This window comes from Streptomyces endophyticus (assembly GCF_035798155.1).
Classification (GTDB): domain Bacteria; phylum Actinomycetota; class Actinomycetes; order Streptomycetales; family Streptomycetaceae; genus Streptomyces; species Streptomyces endophyticus.
The window spans coordinates 116352-135144 of the sequence record NZ_JAOZYC010000075.1; the positions used below are offsets into that span (position 1 = coordinate 116352).

General features: G+C 72.4%; 16 protein-coding genes. 13 read left to right on the plus strand and 3 right to left on the minus strand.

Annotation, left to right across the window (positions count from 1 at the left end; genetic code table 11):
* Positions 1–10: 10 nt before the first annotated feature.
* A complete protein-coding gene (locus OKJ99_RS09975) occupies positions 11–820 on the minus strand; it encodes an SAM-dependent methyltransferase (protein WP_326015506.1) in 810 nt (269 codons plus the stop codon).
* Between the two features lie 104 nt (positions 821–924).
* On the opposite strand from OKJ99_RS09975, the gene OKJ99_RS09980 reads away from it, so the two are divergent.
* From OKJ99_RS09980 to OKJ99_RS10010, 7 genes are all read left to right on the plus strand, one after another.
* Entirely contained in the window at positions 925–1455 is a 531-nt protein-coding gene (locus OKJ99_RS09980; protein ID WP_326015507.1) for a TIGR03086 family metal-binding protein, read from the plus strand.
* Positions 1456–1569: 114 nt separating this feature from the next.
* Positions 1570–2985, plus strand: a complete 1416-nt coding sequence (locus tag OKJ99_RS09985) for a purine-cytosine permease family protein (protein ID WP_326015508.1) — start codon at positions 1570–1572, stop codon at positions 2983–2985.
* 12 nt (positions 2986–2997) lie between these two features.
* Positions 2998–4551 carry a hydantoinase/oxoprolinase family protein gene (locus OKJ99_RS09990; protein ID WP_326015509.1) on the plus strand — a complete coding sequence of 518 codons (1554 nt, stop codon included), beginning with the start codon at positions 2998–3000 and terminating at the stop codon, positions 4549–4551.
* A 37-nt stretch (positions 4552–4588) separates the two neighbouring features.
* Positions 4589–5689: a DUF917 domain-containing protein gene (locus OKJ99_RS09995; protein ID WP_326015510.1), complete on the plus strand. Its 1101-nt coding sequence runs from the start codon at positions 4589–4591 to the stop codon at positions 5687–5689.
* Positions 5690–5771: 82 nt separating this feature from the next.
* Positions 5772–6863 carry a DUF917 domain-containing protein gene (locus OKJ99_RS10000; protein ID WP_326015511.1) on the plus strand — a complete coding sequence of 364 codons (1092 nt, stop codon included), beginning with the start codon at positions 5772–5774 and terminating at the stop codon, positions 6861–6863.
* A complete protein-coding gene (locus OKJ99_RS10005) occupies positions 6860–8398 on the plus strand; it encodes a helix-turn-helix domain-containing protein (protein WP_326015512.1) in 1539 nt (512 codons plus the stop codon). Before OKJ99_RS10000 ends, OKJ99_RS10005 begins: the two co-directional genes overlap by 4 nt.
* A gap of 124 nt (positions 8399–8522) precedes the next feature.
* Positions 8523–9068 (plus strand): DinB family protein, encoded by a 546-nt coding sequence (locus tag OKJ99_RS10010; protein WP_326015513.1) that lies wholly within the window; start codon positions 8523–8525, stop codon positions 9066–9068.
* A gap of 36 nt (positions 9069–9104) precedes the next feature.
* Here OKJ99_RS10010 and OKJ99_RS10015 read toward each other — a convergent pair whose 3' ends face one another.
* Positions 9105–10091 (minus strand): quinone oxidoreductase family protein, encoded by a 987-nt coding sequence (locus OKJ99_RS10015; RefSeq protein ID WP_326015514.1) that lies wholly within the window; start codon positions 10089–10091, stop codon positions 9105–9107.
* 70 nt (positions 10092–10161) lie between these two features.
* Here OKJ99_RS10015 and OKJ99_RS10020 point away from each other — a divergent pair, with 70 nt between their 5' ends.
* Together OKJ99_RS10020 and OKJ99_RS10025 are read left to right on the plus strand one after the other, a co-directional pair.
* Positions 10162–10965, plus strand: a complete 804-nt coding sequence (locus OKJ99_RS10020) for a cyclase family protein (protein ID WP_326015515.1) — start codon at positions 10162–10164, stop codon at positions 10963–10965.
* A gap of 2 nt (positions 10966–10967) precedes the next feature.
* The gene (locus OKJ99_RS10025; protein WP_326015535.1) at positions 10968–12620 is read left to right on the plus strand and encodes a thiamine pyrophosphate-binding protein; all 1653 of its coding nucleotides are present in this window, start codon (positions 10968–10970) and stop codon (positions 12618–12620) included.
* A gap of 321 nt (positions 12621–12941) precedes the next feature.
* Here OKJ99_RS10025 and OKJ99_RS10030 read toward each other — a convergent pair whose 3' ends face one another.
* The gene (locus OKJ99_RS10030) at positions 12942–13835 is read right to left on the minus strand and encodes a LysR family transcriptional regulator (RefSeq protein WP_326015516.1); all 894 of its coding nucleotides are present in this window, start codon (positions 13833–13835) and stop codon (positions 12942–12944) included.
* Between the two features lie 134 nt (positions 13836–13969).
* Between OKJ99_RS10030 and OKJ99_RS10035 the strand changes: the two genes are divergently transcribed.
* From OKJ99_RS10035 to OKJ99_RS10050, 4 genes are all read left to right on the plus strand, one after another.
* A complete protein-coding gene (locus tag OKJ99_RS10035) occupies positions 13970–15220 on the plus strand; it encodes an MFS transporter (RefSeq protein WP_326015517.1) in 1251 nt (416 codons plus the stop codon).
* A 166-nt stretch (positions 15221–15386) separates the two neighbouring features.
* Complete coding sequence (locus tag OKJ99_RS10040; RefSeq protein ID WP_326015518.1) at positions 15387–16409, plus strand: LacI family DNA-binding transcriptional regulator; 1023 nt, start codon at positions 15387–15389, stop codon at positions 16407–16409.
* A gap of 195 nt (positions 16410–16604) precedes the next feature.
* Positions 16605–17897, plus strand: coding sequence for an extracellular solute-binding protein (locus OKJ99_RS10045; protein ID WP_326015519.1), 1293 nt, complete (start codon positions 16605–16607; stop codon positions 17895–17897).
* Entirely contained in the window at positions 17894–18793 is a 900-nt protein-coding gene (locus OKJ99_RS10050; RefSeq protein ID WP_326015520.1) for a carbohydrate ABC transporter permease, read from the plus strand. Before OKJ99_RS10045 ends, OKJ99_RS10050 begins: the two co-directional genes overlap by 4 nt.

Below are 18793 nucleotides of genomic sequence, written 5' to 3' on the forward strand. Positions count from 1 at the left end.
CGCGGTGCGGTCACGCCTTGCGCGCCACCCCGCACACCGCCGCCTCGACCGCCGCCTCCTCGGGCCGCGGCGCGTCGGGGTCCGGGCGCCAGGCCGACGTATGGACGACTCCCGGCTCGACGAGGTCGAGGCCGTCGAAGAACGCGGCGATCCGCTCCGGCGCCCGCAGGTGATAGGTGTGCACCGACTGCTGGTTGTAGCCGGCGACCGCCGTGTTCAGCGCGTCGTTGGTGTTCGTGCCGTCGGTCAGCGCCAGGTAGCTGCCGGACGGCAGCGCGTCGAGCAGCGTGGACACCACTTCCGCGGGGCGGTCGTCGTCGGACAGCTGCCCCATGATGCTGAGCAGGGTCAGTCCGATCGGCCGGTCGAAGTCCAGGGTGTCGCGCGCCTGGGCCAGGATCCGTTCCGGGTCCCGCACATCGGCGTCGAGATAGGCGCAGGCCCCCTCGGGGGTGCTGGTGAGCAGGGCCCGCGCGTGGGTCAGCACCAGCGGGTCGTTGTCGACGTACACGATCCGGCTGTCCGGGGCGATGCGCTGGGCCACCTCGTGCGTGTTGTCGGCCGTGGGCAGGCCGGTGCCGATGTCGAGGAACTGCCGGATGCCCGCCTCGCCCGCCAGGTACCGCACCGCGCGCACAAGGAACTGCCGCTGCAGACGGGCGACGGTGGCGAACTCGGGGAACGTGGCGAGGATGACCTCGCCGACCTCACTGTCGACGGGGTAGTTGTCCTTGCCGCCCAGCAGGTAGTTCCACACCCTGGCGGAGTGCGGGCGGTCGGTCTGGAGCCTGTCGCGGAGCTCGCCATGCGTGTGATCCATGGCCACAGCTTCACACACAACACGCCGGTGGCGCCGATGAGTTCGGGCCCTGGGAGCGGTCTGCACCAGTATCACCACGGCATGCCACCCGAGGAGGACTTTCCGTGATCGACCTGAAGCCGGCCTGCGGCCGGATGACCGACGTACTGGCCGGCGTGAGTGACGAGCAGTTGTCCCGGCCCACCCCCTGCTCCGAGTACTCCGTGCGCGAGCTGATCGCCCACGTCGACGATGCGGCGCGGGCGTTCACCGGCTTCGCCCGCAAGGAAGCGCCCCTGTCCTCGGAGGCGGGCGACTGGCGGGTGAGCACGGTGAAGAGCGTGCGGGCGCTCGGCGACGCCTGGGACGACCCGGAGGCCTGGCGGGGCGAGACGGACGGGCCGGGGTTCACGCTGCCGAACGACACCTGGGGGAAGGTCGCGCTCACCGAGATGGTGGTGCACGGCTGGGACCTCGCCAAGGCGACCGGCCAGCCCTTCGACCTGCCCGAGGAGACCCTGCTCGCCTGCCACGACCACGTCAGCGGCTTCGTGACGGCGGCGCCCCTGCCGGAGCTGTGGGGTCCGCCGGTCGAGACGCCCGCGGACGCGCCGCTGATGGACCGCATCGTGGGCTTCACGGGACGCCGGCCGTAGTCCCGCTCCCCGTGCACTCTGCACAGCCACCTCCGTCCCACCGGGCACTGCGCCCATCCCGCCCGTTCGGCGGCCGCCGTAGCGTGCGGGCAACCGCAGTCGCTTGGAGGTTCGATGGCCGCAGCACGCGCCGTCGGGGTGGACGACCACGCCCTGACCAGAGTGCCCACCACCGCCCGTTACGGCTGGTGGTCCGTAGCCCTGCAGCGTTTCGGGCAGATCTCCGGGCTCAGCCAGTTCGTGCTCGGAGCGACGCTGGGCTTCGGGATGGACTTCTGGACGGCGTTCTGGGCTCTCACGCTCGGCTCGGTGATCGTCGAGGTGCTCTCGATCTTCATAGGGATCATCGGCGTACGGGAGGGGCTGCCGACGTCCGTGCTCGCGCGCTGGACCGGGTTCGGGCGCGTCGGGTCCTCGCTGATCGGGCTCGCCATCGCGCTGAGCCTCATCGGCTGGTTCGGCATCCAGTCGGCGATATCGGCCGACGCGCTCGCCGGCCTCGTCGGGGTGTTCCCCGCGCCGGTGTGGTCGGTCCTGTTCGGGCTCGGTGTGACGGCCGTCGTGCTGTGGGGCTTCGGCTCCATGAACTGGGCCGCGTACATCACCGTCCCCGCGTTCCTGCTGCTCGTGGGCTGGTCCACGGTGCACGAGCTGGTCCGCTACGACATCGGGCACCTCGTCGCCTCCGCGCCGCCGGGCCCTCAGCTCTCCCTCGTCCAGGGCACGACGCTCGTGGCGGGCGGTGCGATCGCGGGCGCGATCATCACGCCGGACATGACCCGCTTCAACCGCTCCACCGCCGACGTCGTCAAGCAGACCGTGGTGGGCATCTCGCTCGGTGAGTACGTGGTCGGGCTCGCCGGAGTGCTCCTCGCGCACGCCACCCGGTCCGCCGACGTGACCGCGATCGCCGTGTCCTCGGTGGGCTGGGTCGGCACGCTCGTCGTCATCATGGGCGCGTTGAAGATCAACGACTGGAATCTGTACAGCTCAGGTCTCGGCGTCGTGAACTTCATCGAGTCGGTCTTCGGCCGCAAGGTCAACCGCGCCACCGTCACCGTCGTCCTCGGCCTCGTCGGCAGCCTGCTCGCGGCGGCCGGCATCCTCGACCGGTTCGCCGACTTCCTGACGCTGCTCGGCGTCGCCTTCCCGCCCATCGCCGGCGTGATGATCGCCGAGTACTTCGTGGTCAAGCGCTGGCGCGGTGACCTGGAGGCCTCGCGGGCCTCGGGCACGCTGCCCGCGACCGCGCCGACCTGGGTCCCGGCGACGCTCGTCGTGTGGTTGCTCGCCTTCTGCGTCGGTGAATTCGTCGACTGGGGCCTGCCCAGCATCAACTCGGTCGTCTTCGCGTTCGTCGCCTACGTCGTTCTGGGCCGGCTCGGCCTGGTGCGCGGCGTCGGTGTGTCCCGCGACATGGGAGCCGGTGCGCCGGTGTCCGATGAGAGTGAGGTCGCCGCGAGCGACGACACCCCCGCCTCCCTGACCGTCCCTCACGTCCCCGCCGCCTCCAGCGGCACCTCCCGCTAAGGAGAGAGTTCCGTGCGTATCGGAATCGATGTCGGCGGCACCAACACCGACGCCGTCCTGCTCGAAGGACCGCGGGTGCTCGCCACCACCAAGTCCGCGACCAGCCAGGACGTCACATCGGGCATCGTGTCCGCGCTTCAGGCGCTGCGCGCGCAGCACGCCTTCGACCCGGCGGCGGTCGGCGCCGTGATGATCGGCACCACCCACTTCCTCAACGCGCTCGTCGAGGCCCGCGGCCTCGCCCCGACGGCGGCGCTCCGGCTCGGCCTGCCCGCGACGTCCGCGCTGCCCCCGTTCGTGGACTGGCCGGAGCGCCTCACGCGGGCCGTCGCCGGACGGCCGTACCTGGCGCACGGCGGGCACGAGTTCGACGGGCGGAAGATCGCCGACCTGAACGAGGACGAGCTGCGCCGGCACGCCGCCGACATGGCCGCCCACGGCATCAGGTCGGTGGCGATCTCCTCGGTGTTCTCGCCGGTCAGCGACGAGTTCGAGGTGCGCGCGGCGGAGATCCTGCGCGCCGAACTGGGCCCGGACGTGGCCCTTTCGCTCTCCCACGAGATCGGCCGCATCGGCCTCCTTGAGCGGGAGAACGCCACGGCCGTGAACGCGGCGCTGCGCGAGCTGGCCGCCGGGATCGTCGACGGGCTCGCCGGGGCGGTCGCCGGGTTCGGCATCACCGCGCCGCTGTATCTGAGCCAGAACGACGGCACGCTGATGGACCTGGAGTACGCGCGCCGCTACCCGGTCGCCACGTTCGCCTCGGGCCCGACGAACTCGATGCGCGGCGCCGCCGTCCTGTCCGGCCTCGACACCTGCGCGGTCGTCGACGTCGGCGGCACCACCAGCGACGTCGGCGTGCTCACGCAGGGCTTCCCGCGCGAGGCGGGGACGGCCGTGGACGTGGCGGGGGTGCGCACCAACTTCCGCATGCCGGACGTGCACAGCATCGGCATCGGCGGCGGTTCGCTGGTCGTCGAGGACGGCGGCCGGGTCACGGTCGGCCCGCGGTCGGTCGGCTACCGGCTCACCGACGACGCGCTGGTGTTCGGCGGCTCCACGCTGACAGCCACCGATGTCGCGGTCGCGGCGGGGCTCACCGACATCGGTGACCGCTCGGCCGTCGCCCACCTCGACGCGCGTCTGGTGAAGGAGGCGCTCGACACGATCGCCGCCGACGTGGCGCGGGCGGTCGAGTCGATGCGGACGTCGCCCGAGCCGCTGCCGGTGGTCGCGGTGGGCGGCGGTTCGGTCCTCCTCCCGGACACCCTGCCGGGCTCCGGCACGGTCCACCGCCCCGACCACTTCGCGGTCGCGAACGCGATCGGCGCGGCCATCGCACAGGTCGGCGGCGAGGTCGACCGGGTCTACGCGATCGACGCGGGGCGCCGCGAGACCGTGCTCGACGAGGCGCGGCAGGAGGCGGTCGACCGGGCCGTCGCCGCGGGCGCGAACCCGGCCGGGGTGCGCATCGTCGAGTTCGACGAGGTCCCCGTTCCGTATCTGCCGGGCAACGCCACCCGTATCCGCTGCAAGGCCGTGGGCGACCTGCAACAGGTCAGCTGAGCCGCCACCCCCACCCACGTAAGGAGAGCACGAGCACATGAGCTGGACCCTGGGCCCCGAGCAGCTGGACGACCTGGCGCGCGGCGCCGCGATCCTCGGCACCGGAGGCGGCGGCGACCCGACCATCGGCCGTCTGCTGGTGCGCGAGGCGATGCGCGAGCACGGCCCCGTGACCGTCCTCGACCCGGACGAGGTGGCGGACGACGCGTTCGTCATCCCGGTCGCGAACATGGGCGCGCCCACCGTGATGGTGGAGAAGCTGCCCGGCGCCGACGAGCCGGTGGCCGCGCTGCGCGCCCTGGAGACGTTCACGGGCCGCAAGGCCGACGCGACGATGCCCATCGAATGCGGCGGCAGCAACTCCCTGATCCCGCTGATCGTCGCGGCCCGCACCGGGCTGCCGGTCGTCGACGCGGACGGCATGGGGCGCGCCTTCCCCGAGCTGCAGATGGAGACGTTCCACGTCTACGGCATCCCGGCCTCGCCGCTCGCGATGGCCGGCGAGCACGGCGAGACCTGCGTGTTCGACACCGGCAAGGACACCAAGCGCCTGGAGGACCTGGCCCGCCGGGTCACGGTCGGGCTCGGTGGCGGCGCCGCGATAGCCGAGTACTCGATGACCGGCGAGCAGCTCAAGCGCACTGCGGTGCCGCGCACGCTGTCCCTCGCGCTGTCGCTGGGCCGGGCGGTCCGTGAGGCGCGCGAGGCGCACCGCGACCCGGTGGAGGCGCTGGGCGAGGCGGTGACCGGCACGATCTACGGGCACCTGCGGGTGCTGTTCCGCGGCAAGGTGACCGATGTGGAGCGGCGCACGGAGGGCGGCTTCGCGCGGGGCCGCGCCACGTTCGCGGCGTTCGAGGGCGACTCAGGTCTCGAACTCCGTTTCCAGAACGAGCACTTGGCGGCACTCCGGGACGGCGAGCCGATCTGCGTGGTCCCGGACCTGGTGTGCGTCCTGGAGGCGGACACGGGCGAACCCATCACCACGGAGGCGCTGCGCTACGGCCAGCGGGTCACGGTGATCGGCATCGCGGCACCGGAGATCATGCGCACCCCGGAGGCGCTGGCGGTCTTCGGCCCGAGCTGCTTCGACCTGCCGTTCACATTCCAGCCGGTGGAGGAGAAGCTGCCCATCTAGAGCTCCTGCGGCGATTGAGCAGCGGGGTCCGGGGCGGAGCCCCGAGGCGCAGGGAGCGGCCCACGCTGCGAGAATCGTCGACGTGCCACAAACGATCACCTCCGCCGACGTCCCCCCACTGGTCACCGGCGTGAACATCCTCGGCTGCGGCGGAGGCGGCGACGCGGCGGCATTCGCCTCGATGCTGCGCCGCTCGCTGGGCGAGGACGGCACGGTCACCTGGCACGAGGCCGCCTCGCACGACCCCGTCATCGTCCCGGTCGGCGTCGTGGGCGCGGTGAACGTACTGAGCGAGAAGCTGCCGAACGGACAGGAGTTCCGGGAGGCGGTCGGCGCGGTCGCCCGCTGGTCGGGCGGCCCGGACCCCGACGCGCTGATGGCCGTGGAGGCGGGCGGCCCCAACGCCCTCACCGTCCTGCTGGCCGCCCTCGACCTCGGCCTCCCCGTGATCGACGTCGACCTGATGGGCCGCGCCCTCCCCCGCCTCGACCAGCTCAGCTGGGCGGTGCGCGGCCTCCCGGTCACCCCGTGCGCGCTGGCCGAACCGGGCGGCCAGATCCTGGTGGTGGACCGCACGGACGCGCGCGGCCTGGAACGTACGGTGCGCGGGTTCCTCGCGGCGGCGGGCGGCTGGGCCGCGCTCGCGCTCGCCCCGGTACGGCTGAGCGAGGTGCGCGACGCCTGCGTCCACGACTCCCTCACCCGTGCCCTGGCCCTGGGCCGCGCGCACATCGAGCTCCCGCACCGCCCGGACAGGGACGCCGTGGAGGCCGCGCTCGGTGGCAGGGTGCTCGCGGCGGGCCGGATCCGGGAGGTCGCGCGCAGCGAGGGCCCCGGCTTCGGGCGGGGCAGTGTCACGGTCGTGGACGCCACATCCGGCGCGGTCGTCCGCCTGGAGACCGAGAACGAGATCCTGCTCGCGCTGTGCGACGGGCAGGTCGCCGCGACCGTCCCCGACGTCATCTGTCTCCTGGACCGCCGCACGGCGCTTCCCCTGGCCATCGACAGTGTGCGCCCCGGCCAGGAGGTCATCGCGGCGACCCTGCCGGGCCCCGGGTTCTGGCGCCGCCCTGAGACGGAGCCGTATGTGTCGCCCCGCGCCTTCGGCCTGGACTCGGGGGTCGTCGGATTCGAGGCGGGGGCCCACCACCACGACCCGGCGGTCCCCCGATGAACCGTGGTGTCTCCCTCTCCGCGATGCTCGCCCACCCCTCGTGGCACGACGTCACCCTCCTCGCGGGCCCCGAGGACTCCCGCGCCGTCCAACGCCCCGTAGTGGCACAGGACTTGGCGCACCCGCTCCCCGAGGAGCCCGCCGACAGGCTGCTCGTGCTGCTCGGCGGCGCGGACCGTGGTGACTGGCGGCTCGACGCGCTGCTACGCCGTGCGCACGGCGCGGGTGTCGCGGCGCTGCTGGTTCCGGGTGTGACGGCGCTCCGCATGTCGTCGACGCTGCTCGCCGAGCGGCTGCGGCTGCCCGTCCTCGGCTCCCCCGACCCGCTCGCCGCGTACCTCGCCCTGGAACGGATGACCGCCGAACCGGGGCTGCTGCGCGCCGAGTCGACGCTGCGCACCGCGCAGGTGTGTGCCCGCGCGGACGAGACCGTGGACGCGCTGCTCACCGACCTGGGCGAGCTGCTGCACCGCCCGGTCGCCCTCATCACCGCGGACGCCCGGCATCTGGCGGGCGATCCGGCCGCCGTGACACCGGCCGAACAGGACACGGTGGCACGGCAGTTGACGGGCCCGCCGCTCCCCCGCCCGCTCGACCTCCCGAGCGGCGCCCGCCTCCTCACCCACCCCGTGGGCACCGAACGCGCCCGCCCGCGCCTCGCCGTGCGCCTGCCCGCCCGGCTGGCCCCCGAGGCCGACGCGGTGGCGGCCGCCCTGGAGGTGGCATCGGGCGCCGTACGGGAACGACTGGCGCTGCGCCGACTGGACCTGGAGCGCAGTGCCCGCCACCGCACCTCCCTGCTCGGTGAGTTGCTGCGCCCGGCGGGCGGCGAGATCCCGGACGCGGTGCGCCGGCACGCGGTCGAGTTCGGCTGGCGCCTCGACGGCTGGCACACCGGCATCCGCATCGGCACCGGACCCGACGTGGACGTGGCGGGCCTGCGCGCCGAGGTCACCGACGCGTTCGCGGCGGAGCGGCTCGGCGGCCAGGTCGTCGAGCAGGGCGACGGCTGGTCCGCGTGGACCAGCACCGACCAGGAGCCGTCGACCAGCGACATCGAGCGGCACGCCGCCGCCGTGCGCCGCGTGCAGCGCCGCCTGCCCGAGGTGCTGCACGCGTACGTGGGGGTGGGGCGTGCCCATCCGGGTCCCACCGGCATCGCCCGCAGCCTGGGCGAGGCGGCCGACGCGGCGCGCCTGGCGCAGGGCAGGGAGGCGAGCGGTCGCTTCTTCCACGTGGACCGCCTCGGGCTCGCCCAGCTCCTCCTCGCCTGGACCCGCACGGACACCTTCCAGCCCGCGGCCCGCTCCCTGCTGGAACCGCTGTCCGGCGAGCCCGGCGACCTGGTGCGCACCCTCACCGCGTACCTCGACGCGGAGTCCTCCACGGCCGAGACCGCCGCGGTCCTCGGTGTGCACCGCAACACGGTCGCGGCGCGCATCGCCCGCGTACAGCAGCTGCTGAGCGTGGACCTCGCGGATCCGGACGAGCGCCTGGCCCTGCATCTGGCGTGCCGGACGGCCGTGGACGGATGAGGTGACCCAAGTAGGTCACCGACCAAGTAGGTCACGACCAAGTAGGTCACGATCTGACCTACTTGCTGGCTACTGTGACCGAAGCGAACACCAAGCGGGCACTCCCACGCGAGAGGCGAACACCATGACCACCAGCGAGTCGACCACCAACGCCCCCACCGTCACCGGCGAACGCGCCGACTTCCTTGAGGCGCTGGCCAAGCAGCGGCACTTCCTGGCCTTCACCACACGGGACCTGACGGACGACCAGGCCCGGCAGCGGACCACGGCGAGCGAGCTGTGTCTCGGCGGTCTGATCAAGCACGTCACCGAGGTGGAGCAGGGGTGGGTGGGCTTCATCCTCGAAGGCCCGTCCGCCATGCCGGACTTCACGGCGATGACGGAGAAGGACTGGGCCGCCCGCGCGGACGGTTTCCGGTTGCTGCCCGAGGAGACGCTGGCGGGCGTGCTGGCCGAGTACGAGAAGGCCGCGGCCAGGACCGACGAGTTGGTGGCGACGCTGACCGATCTGGACCGCAGGTGGCCGCTGCCGAAGGCCCCGTGGACCGAGCCCGGCGCGGAGTGGTCCGTGCGCCAGGTCCTGATGCACATCGTCGCGGAGACCGCGCAGCACGCGGGCCACGCCGACATCATCCGCGAGTCCCTGGACGGCTCGAAGAGCATGGGCTGAGCACGGTCCTCGAATGATCCCGCCGGTGTCGCGGGATCACCCGAGGTCGAGGATCGCCCTCCCGACGACCTCGCCTGCGCGCAACCGCCGCACCGCCTCGCCCAGTTCACCCATCCCGTACCGCTCGTACGGGAGGGACAGTGCGCCGGAGGCGAGGTCCGGGAGGAGGCGGTCGACGTCGGCGGCGACCTCCGGGCCACGGTGGATCATGTTGACGGGGAGCAGGGCGACGTCCGCGAGGAGGAAGTCCGCGAGGTCGACGGTGAGTTCGCGGCCCGCCGTGTAGCCGATGAGCGCCGCGCGGCCGCGGGGGCGGACGAGGGCGAGCGCGTCACGCAGGACGGCGCCGCCGACCGTGTCGATGAGCACGTCGACCGTGCCGCCCACGGTCTCCCGCGAGAGGTCGTCGGCGAGGACCGCCTTCGCGGCGCCGGGCACGTGGGCGAGCTTGGCCGCACGGCCGACGACCCCGATCACCTCGGCCCCGGCCCGCTCCGCGAGCTGCACCGCCATCGCGCCGACCGCGCCGGACGCCCCGGTGACGACGACCCGCTCGCCCGCCTCGATCCGGCCGACGGGGTGCACGGCGGCCCACGCGGTGCCGACCGGCGAGAAGTAGCTGCACGCGAGCGTGGCGTCGATGCCCTCGGGCATCACCTCGACGGCACCGTCGGGCACGAGGACGTGCTCGGCCCACGCGCCTTCGCGGCTGAGCCCGAGTCCCTCGCCGCGCACCCGCACGAGGGCGCCCTCGGGGTGGACGGCGGAGGCGAGGACGACGCCGCTGCCCTCGGTGCCGGGGGCGGAGGGCAGCTCGGGCAGGATGCCGAACTGTCCGTCGAGCACGTTCAGGTCCAGGTGCGCGACGGTCGCCGCCTTCATGCGGACGAGGGTGTGGCCAGGCGCCCGCACGGGGACGGGCCGTTCCACGAGCCGCGGCAGCACACCGAACTCTTCGAGCAGCAGGGCCCGCGAAAAGGGCGCGGCAGCTGAGGCCGGTGCGGGCGCGGGCTCGTTGCTCATTGCTGTACTCCGTACTTCCGTGTGGGGGGAAGGTATCGCTCCGGCACCCGGAGGATTGATGATGTCCGCCATGACATCACGTCCGCACACCTCCGCCTCCACCGACCTGATCACCTCGCTCGCCGAGGGTTCGCTCCGCGTGGTCGATCTCACCGCACCGCTGTCGTCCGGGACGCCGATCCTTCCGCTGCCCGAACCGATGCACCCGATACCCCGCTTCGAGCTGGAGCGGCTCAACGACTGGGACGATCCCGGTGAGATCTCCTTCCAGAACCACATCCACACCGGCGAGCACGTGGGCACCCACTTCGACGCCCCGGTGCACTGGTCGTCCGGCCGCGACCTGGAGGACGTGGGCAGTGTGCCGGCGGCGCGGCTCGTGGGGCCCGCCGCGGTCGTGGACAAGTCGGCGGAGTGTGCCAAGGACCCCGATTACCTGCTGGGCCTCGACGAGCTGAAGGCGTGGGAGCGTGAGCACGGCGCTCTGCCCGAGGGCGGCTGGCTGGTGTACCGCACGGGCTGGGACGCCCGCTCCGACGACCAGGCGGCCTTCCTCAACGCCGACGACAACGGCCCGCACACGCCGGGCTTCACCGCGGAGTGCGCGCGCTACCTGGCCGAGGAGACCGGCATCGTGGGGATCGGCGTGGAGACCGTGGGCACGGACGCGGGTCAGGCCTTCCGCTTCGAACCGCCTTTCCCCGTGCACCACTTCATGCTCGGCAACGGGAAGTACGGCGTGACACAGCTGCGCAATGTCGGGGAGCTTCCGCCGGTCGGCGCGGTGCTCGTGGTCGCGCCGCTGCGCATCGTCGGCGGCTCCGGCAGCCCCGCCCGCGTCCTGGCGCTGACGCCCGCCGCGGAGGGCAAGTGAGCATGCTCGTACGGGAGGCCATCGGCCGCGAGCTCCACCGGCTCGGTGTGCGCACCGCGTTCGGCGTGGTGGGCAGCGGCAACTTCCATGTCACGGGCGCGCTCGTGGCCGCGGGCGCGCGCTTCGTCGCGGCGCGGCACGAGGGCGGCGCAGCGGTCATGGCGGACGCGCATGCCCGCACCAGTGGCGAGGTCACCGTCCTGACCGTGCACCAGGGCTGCGGCTACACCAACTCCCTGACCGGTGTGGCCGAGGCCGCGAAGAGCCGCACTCCGCTGCTGGTCGTGACGGCGGAGGCCACCGAGCGCACCTCGAACTTCCATGTCGATCAGCCGGCGCTCGCCGAGGGCGTCGGGGCGGTCTCCGCCCGGGTCCGCTCCGCGCGCACGGCGCTGGACGATGTCACCCGCGCGTTCCGGCTGTGCGCCGAGGAGCGCCGCACGGTGGTGCTCAACGTCCCCATCGACGTACAGGACGAGGCGGTGCCCGAGGACGCGGTGGTTCCTCGGCGGCGCCCGGCCCCCGGTCTGCCGCGCCCGGCCGCCGCGGACGCCGAGGACTTCGCCGAGCTGCTGCGTCGTGCGCAGCGCCCGGTGTTCGTGGCCGGTCGCGGTGCCCGGTCCGGGGCGGCCGGCGAGGCGATCGCGGCGCTCGCCGAGCGGTCGGGCGCGCTGCTCGCCACCTCGGCGGTGGCGCGTGGGCTGTTCAACGGGCGGCCGGGCGAGGAGTGGTGTCTGGATGTGGCGGGCGGCTTCTCCACGCCGCTGGCCGCCGAACTCATCTCGGGCGCCGACCTGATCGTGGGCTGGGGCTGCGCCCTGAACATGTGGACCATGCGGCACGGGAGCCTCATCTCGGACACCGCCAAGGTGGTCCAGGTGGACGTCGACCGCGACGCCCTCGGCCGCACCCGCGACATCGACCTGGGCCTGTGGGGCGGTGTCACGGAGACGGCGCACGAGGTCACCGCGCTCCTGGCGGACGGTCCCGGGGCGAGCGGGTACCGCACGCCGGACGTCGCCAAGCGGCTTGCCGTCGAGGGCAGTTGGACCCAGGTTCCGTTCGAGGACGGCACGGGCGGCGGTCGCATCGATCCTCGTACGCTCACCCGCGCGCTCAACGGCATGCTCCCGGCCGAGCGCACCGTCGCCGTCGACTCGGGCAACTTCATGGGCTACCCGAGCATGTACCTCGACGTGCCCGACCAGTACGGGCTGTGCTTCACGCAGGCGTTCCAGTCGATCGGTCTCGGTCTGTCGACGGCGATCGGCGCGGCGCTCGCGCGGCCCGAGCGGCTCCCGGTGGCGGCCTGCGGGGACGGCGGATTCCTCATGGGCGTCTCGGAGTTGGAGACGGCCGTGCGCCTCGGCCTGCCGCTCCTGGTGGTGGTCTACAACGACGCCATGTACGGGGCCGAGGTCCACCACTTCGGCCACCCGGCCGAGGCGGCCGACCTGTCCACGGTCACTTTCCCGGACACGGACATCGCGGCGCTCGCCCGCGGCCACGGCTGCGCGGCCCTCACTGTGACGGGGCCAAAGGACCTGGCGCCGCTCACCGAGTGGCTCGCCGCCCCGGACCGGCCGATGGTGATCGACGCCAAGACGACGCGGGACGAGGGTTCTTGGTGGCTACAGGAGGCGTTCGGCCACTGACACCCGCCCGGCGCCACGGAAGACAGCAGCGACCCCCGCCGGAAATCGGATGCGAACATCGGCGGGGGTCACCCACGAGAAAGCACGGCTCCCCTTCGCGCGCTTCCTCGTCTGTTCCGTCCAGGGACGCCGCGGGACCGCGGGAGGAAGCCCCAGCAGGCACGCCTCGGACGGAGAACCACAGTCGCGTTGTCGGCGATGCGACTGTGGCGTCTTCAGCCAAGTTGCCCGGGGACCAGGGGCGTTGAAAAGGGTAACCCTCTTCGGCTCACTCAACCGTATGGCACATGCCAGAGGCGTCTCAACCCCTCGATCGCGCCTTCATGCCACGGTGTCGGCCGAATGGCGCAGAAGATCCGTGAGCGCGCGGGCCGCCGCGCTCGGCGGACGGTCGGCCGGAGCCGCGAGGTAGAGCGACCAGCCCAGGTCCGCGTCCGTCACCGGAAGGACGGCCAGACCGTGCGCGGTGTCGGCGAGGAAGCGCGGCACCAGCGCGACGCCGAGGCCCGCCCTGACGTAATCGGCGCTGGTGGCAAGATCCGTGATCTCGATGGTGACGTGGCGCGGGACGCCCGCCGTGGCGAAGGCGCGGTCGGCGACGGAGCGGTTGCCGTAGCCGACCGGGCAGTCGATGAACCGCAGCCCGGCCAGTTCGCGGATCGCCACGCTGTCGCGCCCGGCGAGCGGATGACCGGCCGGCACCACGAGGTCGAGGGTCGAGCCTGCCAGCGGCGTCAGCTCGACCTCTGCGGGACTTGCCCCGGGCAGAGACACGAGGGCAAGGTCGAGGCGGCGTTCCGCGAGCGCCGTGAGATGGCCCTGGGACCCGGTCGGGGCGACGGTGATCTGCACCTGGATGCCCGGATGCCGACGGTGGAACTCGCCCAGCAGCCCCGGCAGGTCGATCAGCCTGATCGACGTGAGGGTGCCCAGGCGCAGGGTGCCGCGCAGCGCGCCCCGCACCTCGGCCACGGCGTCGGCGGCGTCGCGCGCGGCATCGAGGACGATCCGGGCGCGCGGCAGCAGCGCCCGCCCCTCGTCGGTCAGCAACACCCTTTTGGAATTGCGGTCCAGGAGCCGCGCGTCCAGTTCGCGCTCCAGCGTCTTGACGGCGGCCGAGACCGCGGACTGGACGATGTGCAGACGGGCCGCCGCGCGCGTGAAGTTCTGCTCGTCCGCGACGGCGACAAAATACTCGAGATGGCGTAGTTCCACTCGACGACTATCGCAGCGACAATCTGTGATCGCGATCGTTGCGAGCTGGAAGATTCGTTGGACGTGATGACTGTGCGCGCGGAGAGTGGGACGTGCCCGCCCGCACCCCCTCCAGTCGAACGGACTCCTGCCGCATGGCCACGCCGACGCGCGTCCGCGCCCCTTCGCACTCCCCCGCCACCCGGCCCACCGTGGGTTCGCGCCGCCACGGCATCGGCTTCTGGGTCGTGGCGCTCGCCTTCCTCACGTCGATGGCGTTCTCGACGGTGCCCACCCCGCTGTATCCGCTGTACGAGGAGCGGGACGGCTTCTCGACCTTCATGGTCACCGTCGTCTTCGCGGTGTACGCGGTGGGCGTGATGGTCAGCCTGATGCTGGCCGGGCACGTGTCGGACTGGGTGGGGCGCAAGAAGATCCTGCTGCCGGCGCTCGGCCTCGAGTTCGTCGCCGCCCTGCTGTTCCTGTCGAGCCCGGCGCTGCCGGTGCTGCTCGTCGCCCGCTTCGTGAGCGGTCTCGGCATCGGCATGCTCAGCGCGACGGCCACCGCACACCTGGCCGAACTGCACGGCGCGCACCGCCCCGCCGCCTCCTCGAAGCGGTTCGAGACGGTGTCGACGGCCGCCAACCTCGGTGGACTCGGCCTCGGCCCGCTGGTCTCCGGGTTCCTCGCGCAGTACGTGACGGCTCCGCTGCGGCTGCCGTACCTCGTGTTCGCGGTCCTCATTGCGGCCGTGGCGGTGGCCCTGTCCCGTACTCCTGAGACCGTGCGCGAGCTGCCGGTCAGGCCGCGCTACCGGCCGCAGCGGGTGAGCGCCGACCACGGCGACCGGGCCGGGTACGTGGCCGCGGCGGCCGGCGCGTTCGCGTCCTTCGCGGTGTTCGGCCTGTTCTCGTCGATCGCCGCCGGGTTCGTCGCGCACACGCTGCACCGTCCGTCGCACCTGCTGGCCGGGGCGATCTCGTTCCTGGTGTTCGGGGGTGCGGCCCTCGCCCAGATCCTCACCGACCGCCTGGCGCCGCGGGCGAAGTCGACGCTGGGGCTGCTCGCGGAGGGCGCGGGCTTCCTCACGCTCGTCGTCGGGATGCACACCGCCGACCTGGCCACGTTCCTGGTGGGAGGTGCGGTCGCGGGTGTCGGGGCGGGGCTGCTGTTCAAGGCGGCGGTCGGGGCCGTGGTCGCGATGGCGGCGCCCGCGCGGCGCGGCGAGGCGCTCGCGGGCCTGTTCCTCGTCGCCTACCTGGGACTGAGCGGCCCGTCCTTCGCCCTGGGTGTCGCCACGCTCCGGCTCACGGCGACGTCGGCGATGACCTGGTTCGCCGTGGGGCTGTTCGCTCTCCTGGCGACGGTCGCCGTTCTCAACCGTGGCTCGCACGGCGGGCGTTGAGCGGAACCACCGCAGCACCGGAGCGACGCCACCGCGCAGCGACGCAGATCACATCGGCCAACCCCTTGACGCCTCCACGTTCAAACCGGTTTAGTCAACGCCGTTCGGCCGTTCAAACCGGTTTGAACGCCCATCCGGAGGCCGCCCTCAAGGAGTTGCGTACGCCATGGCCCGCAAGCCCACCATCGCGGACGTCGCACGCCACGCCGGGGTCTCCCGCGCGACCGTCTCCTTCGCCCTCAACGACCGCCCCGGCATCGCGGAGGACACCAAGGCCCGTGTGCTCGCGGCGGCCGCCGACCTCGGGTGGACGCCGAGCCGCCAGGCCCGCGCCCTCTCGCTCGGCAAGGCCGGGGCGTTCGGCCTCGTCCTGACCCGCGAACCCGAACAGATCGGGGCAGACCTCTTCTTCCCGGCGTTCATCGCGGGCGTCGAGTCCGTCATCGGGCAGCGCGGCGACGGCCTGATGGTGCACGTGACCACGCCCGAGCAGGAGCAGGGCGTGTACGAACGGCTGGCGGCCGAGCGCCAGGTCGACGGCGTGCTGCTCACGGACCTCCGGCACGACGACCCGCGCCCCCCGCTGATGCGCCGGCTCGGCCTGCCCGCCGTGGTGGTGGGCCAGCCCGAGTGGGGCGGCGGACTGCCCACGGTGAGCCTGGACGACGAGCCCGCCTACTCCGCCGCGGTCCGCCGCCTCGCCGACCTCGGCCACCGGCGCATCGCGCACGTCGAGGGCCCGCGCGAGTTCCGGCACGCGCACCGGCGCCGCCTCGCCTGGGAGCAGGCGCTGCGCGAGCTAGGCCTGCCCGAGGGCCCGGTGCTGCCGGGCGGGTTCAGCGCCGAGGGCGGTGCGCGGGCCACCCGTGAGCTGCTCGCGCTCGACGCCCCGCCGACCGCGATCGTCTACGGCAACGACCTGGCCGCGATGGCCGGGCTCTCGGTCGCCCAGGAGCTGGGCGTCCCGGTCCCCGAGCGCCTCTCGGTCGTCGGCTACGACGACGCGCCGCTGACCCGCTACAGCTATCCGCCGCTCTCCTCCGCCCGCGCGGACGCCCGCGGTTGGGGCGAGGCCGCGGCCAGCGCCCTGGACGCGGTGCTCGCCGGGGACGAGGGCGCGGCGCACGTGGCGCTGCCGCCCGCCGAGTTCATCCCGCGTGCGTCGATCGGCCCCGCCCCGCGCGACTGAATCCGCGCGACTGAATCCGCACGACCGGATCCGCACCACTGGACCCACACGACCGGATCAACGCGACTGGATCCACGCGACTGGGTCCGCACAGCAAAGCGACAAAGCGATAAAGCACCAGACTTCGGCCGCGCCCGCGCGGACCGGGAATTGCGCACGGCGACGAGGCCGCGCGTGAACAGTTCGGAGATCATCATGCTGAGGAGAACGGCGTCCGCGCTGGTCGTGCTCGCGCTCGCGGGAACGGCGACGGCCTGCGGCCGGGCCGCCCCCGACGCGACCGTCGCCGCCGACGCGCGCGGACCGATCACGGTCTGGCTGTCCAACAACGCCCAAGAGGTGCAGTGGGGCAAGCAGATGGTGGCCGCGTGGAACGAGCGCCATCCCGATCAGCACGTCACCGCCCAGCAGATCCCTGCGGGCAAGACGTCCGAGGAGGCGATCAGCGCCTCGATCATCGCGGGCACGACGGCCTGTCTGGCCTTCAATACCTCGCCCGCGGCGGTGCCGACCTTCCAGAAGCAGAACGGGCTCGTGCCGCTCGACGACTTCCCCGGTGGCACGTCGTACGTCACCGAGCGCAGCGGCGCCCTCGCCGACCAGTACAAGTCGCCGGACGGCAAGTTCTACCAACTGCCCTGGAAGAGCAACCCGGTGATGATCCTCTACAACAAGAAGCTGTTCAAGAAGGCCGGCCTCGATCCCGAGCATCCCAGGCTCGCCACGTACAAGGAGTTCCTGGAGACCTCCCGGACGCTGGTGCACAGCGGCGCCGCGAAGGCCGCGATCTGGCCGTCGCCGTCCAGTGACTTCTTCCAGCCCTGGTACGACTTCTATCCCGCGTTCGCCGCGCAGAGCGGCGGCAAGCAGCTGATCGAGGACGGCAAGCCGGCGTTCGACTCACCGGCGGGCCGCCAGGTCGCCGCGTTCTGGCGCAAGCTCTACGCGCAGAAGCTGGCGCCGCAGGAGGCGTACCCGGGCGACGCGCTGAACGACGGGAAGTCCGCGATGGCCACCGTCGGGCCGTGGGCGGTCTCCGCGTACAAGAACAGCGTGGACATCGGTGTCGCGCCGGTGCCGACGGCCGACGGCGGCGCCGGCAAGCACTCGTTCAGCGACGAGAAGTCGGTGGCGATGTTCAGCGCGTGCAAGAACCGGGCCACGGCCTGGGACCTGCTGAAGTTCGCGACGTCGAGCGCGCAGGACGGGAAGTTCCTCGAAACGACCGGCCAGATGCCGATGCGCGAGGACCTGACGGCGCGCTACGCCGGCTACTTCGCCGAGCACCCCACGTACAAGGCCTTCGCCGACCAGGCGGAGCGCGTCGTCGAGGTGCCGAACGTCCCGGGTTCGGTCGACATCTGGCAGGCCTTCCGCGACGAGTGGACGAAATCGGTCATCTTCGGCCGCGAGTCGACGCGAGCGGGCCTGCGCAACGCCTCGTCCGAGATCACCGACCTGCTGAACGAGTACGGGGACCAGTCATGAGCGCGACCCTCCACTCCCGCGATCACTCCCGCTTCCGCTCGCGCGTCGGCGCGCTGTTCGTGTCGCCGTACGTGCTGTTCCTGCTCGTGGTCTTCGCGATCCCGCTGGTCTACACGGTGTGGATGTCCTTCCACCGCTTCTACTTCACGGCTCCCGGCACGGATGTCGACGCGCCGTGGGTGGGCCTGTCCAACTACAAGGACGTGTTCACCGACCCGGTGGTCGGCCAGGCGTTCCTGAACATCGCGATCTTCCTGGTCATCAACGTGCCGCTGACCGTGGGCCTCTCGCTGGTCCTGGCCGCCGCGCTGAACGCGAAGATACGCGGGCGGGCGTTCTTCCGCGCCGCGTTCTACCTCCCGTACGTGACGGCGAGCGTCGCGCTCGTCGCCGTATGGCAGTTCCTGTTCGGCCAGGACGGCTTCGTCAACCATCTGCTCGGCTCGCACGCCCCGGACCCGTCGTGGCTGGTCAACTCGCATCTCGCGATGCCGATGATCGCCGTCTTCGTGACCTGGAAGCAGCTCGGCTTCTTCGTGATGCTGTACCTGGCAGCGCTGCAGAACGTCGGCAAGGAGCTGTACGAGGCGTCCGCCATGGACGGCGCGGGCAAGGTGCGGCAGTTCTTCTCGGTGACCGTGCCTGGCGTGCGTCCCGCGACGACGCTGGTCGTCATCTACGCGATCATCACCGGCGCCAACATGTTCAGCGAGCCCTACCTGCTGACCGGGGGCGGCGGTCCTGACCACGCGTCCACGTCGCCGGTGCTGCTCATGTACCAGAAGGGCATCGAGCAGGGTCACCCCGATGTCGCGGCCGCGCTCGGCGTCGTCCTCATCGCCTTCGTCATGGTCGTCTCGCTCGCCGCCCGCAAGCTCACCGAGAGGGGCAACTGA

Excerpts from the sequence above, each read along its gene's own strand:
- OKJ99_RS09975 (WP_326015506.1), bottom strand. The coding sequence starts at position 820 with ATGGATCACACGCATGGCGAGCTCCGCGACAGGCTCCAGACCGACCGC.
- OKJ99_RS09985 (WP_326015508.1), top strand. The coding sequence starts at position 1,570 with ATGGCCGCAGCACGCGCCGTCGGGGTGGACGACCACGCCCTGACCAGA.
- OKJ99_RS09995 (WP_326015510.1), top strand. The coding sequence starts at position 4,589 with ATGAGCTGGACCCTGGGCCCCGAGCAGCTGGACGACCTGGCGCGCGGC.
- OKJ99_RS10005 (WP_326015512.1), top strand. The coding sequence starts at position 6,860 with ATGAACCGTGGTGTCTCCCTCTCCGCGATGCTCGCCCACCCCTCGTGG.
- OKJ99_RS10010 (WP_326015513.1), top strand. The coding sequence starts at position 8,523 with ATGACCACCAGCGAGTCGACCACCAACGCCCCCACCGTCACCGGCGAA.
- OKJ99_RS10015 (WP_326015514.1), bottom strand. The coding sequence starts at position 10,091 with ATGAGCAACGAGCCCGCGCCCGCACCGGCCTCAGCTGCCGCGCCCTTT.
- OKJ99_RS10020 (WP_326015515.1), top strand. The coding sequence starts at position 10,162 with ATGACATCACGTCCGCACACCTCCGCCTCCACCGACCTGATCACCTCG.
- OKJ99_RS10025 (WP_326015535.1), top strand. The coding sequence starts at position 10,968 with ATGCTCGTACGGGAGGCCATCGGCCGCGAGCTCCACCGGCTCGGTGTG.
- OKJ99_RS10035 (WP_326015517.1), top strand. The coding sequence starts at position 13,970 with ATGGCCACGCCGACGCGCGTCCGCGCCCCTTCGCACTCCCCCGCCACC.
- OKJ99_RS10040 (WP_326015518.1), top strand. The coding sequence starts at position 15,387 with ATGGCCCGCAAGCCCACCATCGCGGACGTCGCACGCCACGCCGGGGTC.
- OKJ99_RS10045 (WP_326015519.1), top strand. The coding sequence starts at position 16,605 with ATGCTGAGGAGAACGGCGTCCGCGCTGGTCGTGCTCGCGCTCGCGGGA.
- OKJ99_RS10050 (WP_326015520.1), top strand. The coding sequence starts at position 17,894 with ATGAGCGCGACCCTCCACTCCCGCGATCACTCCCGCTTCCGCTCGCGC.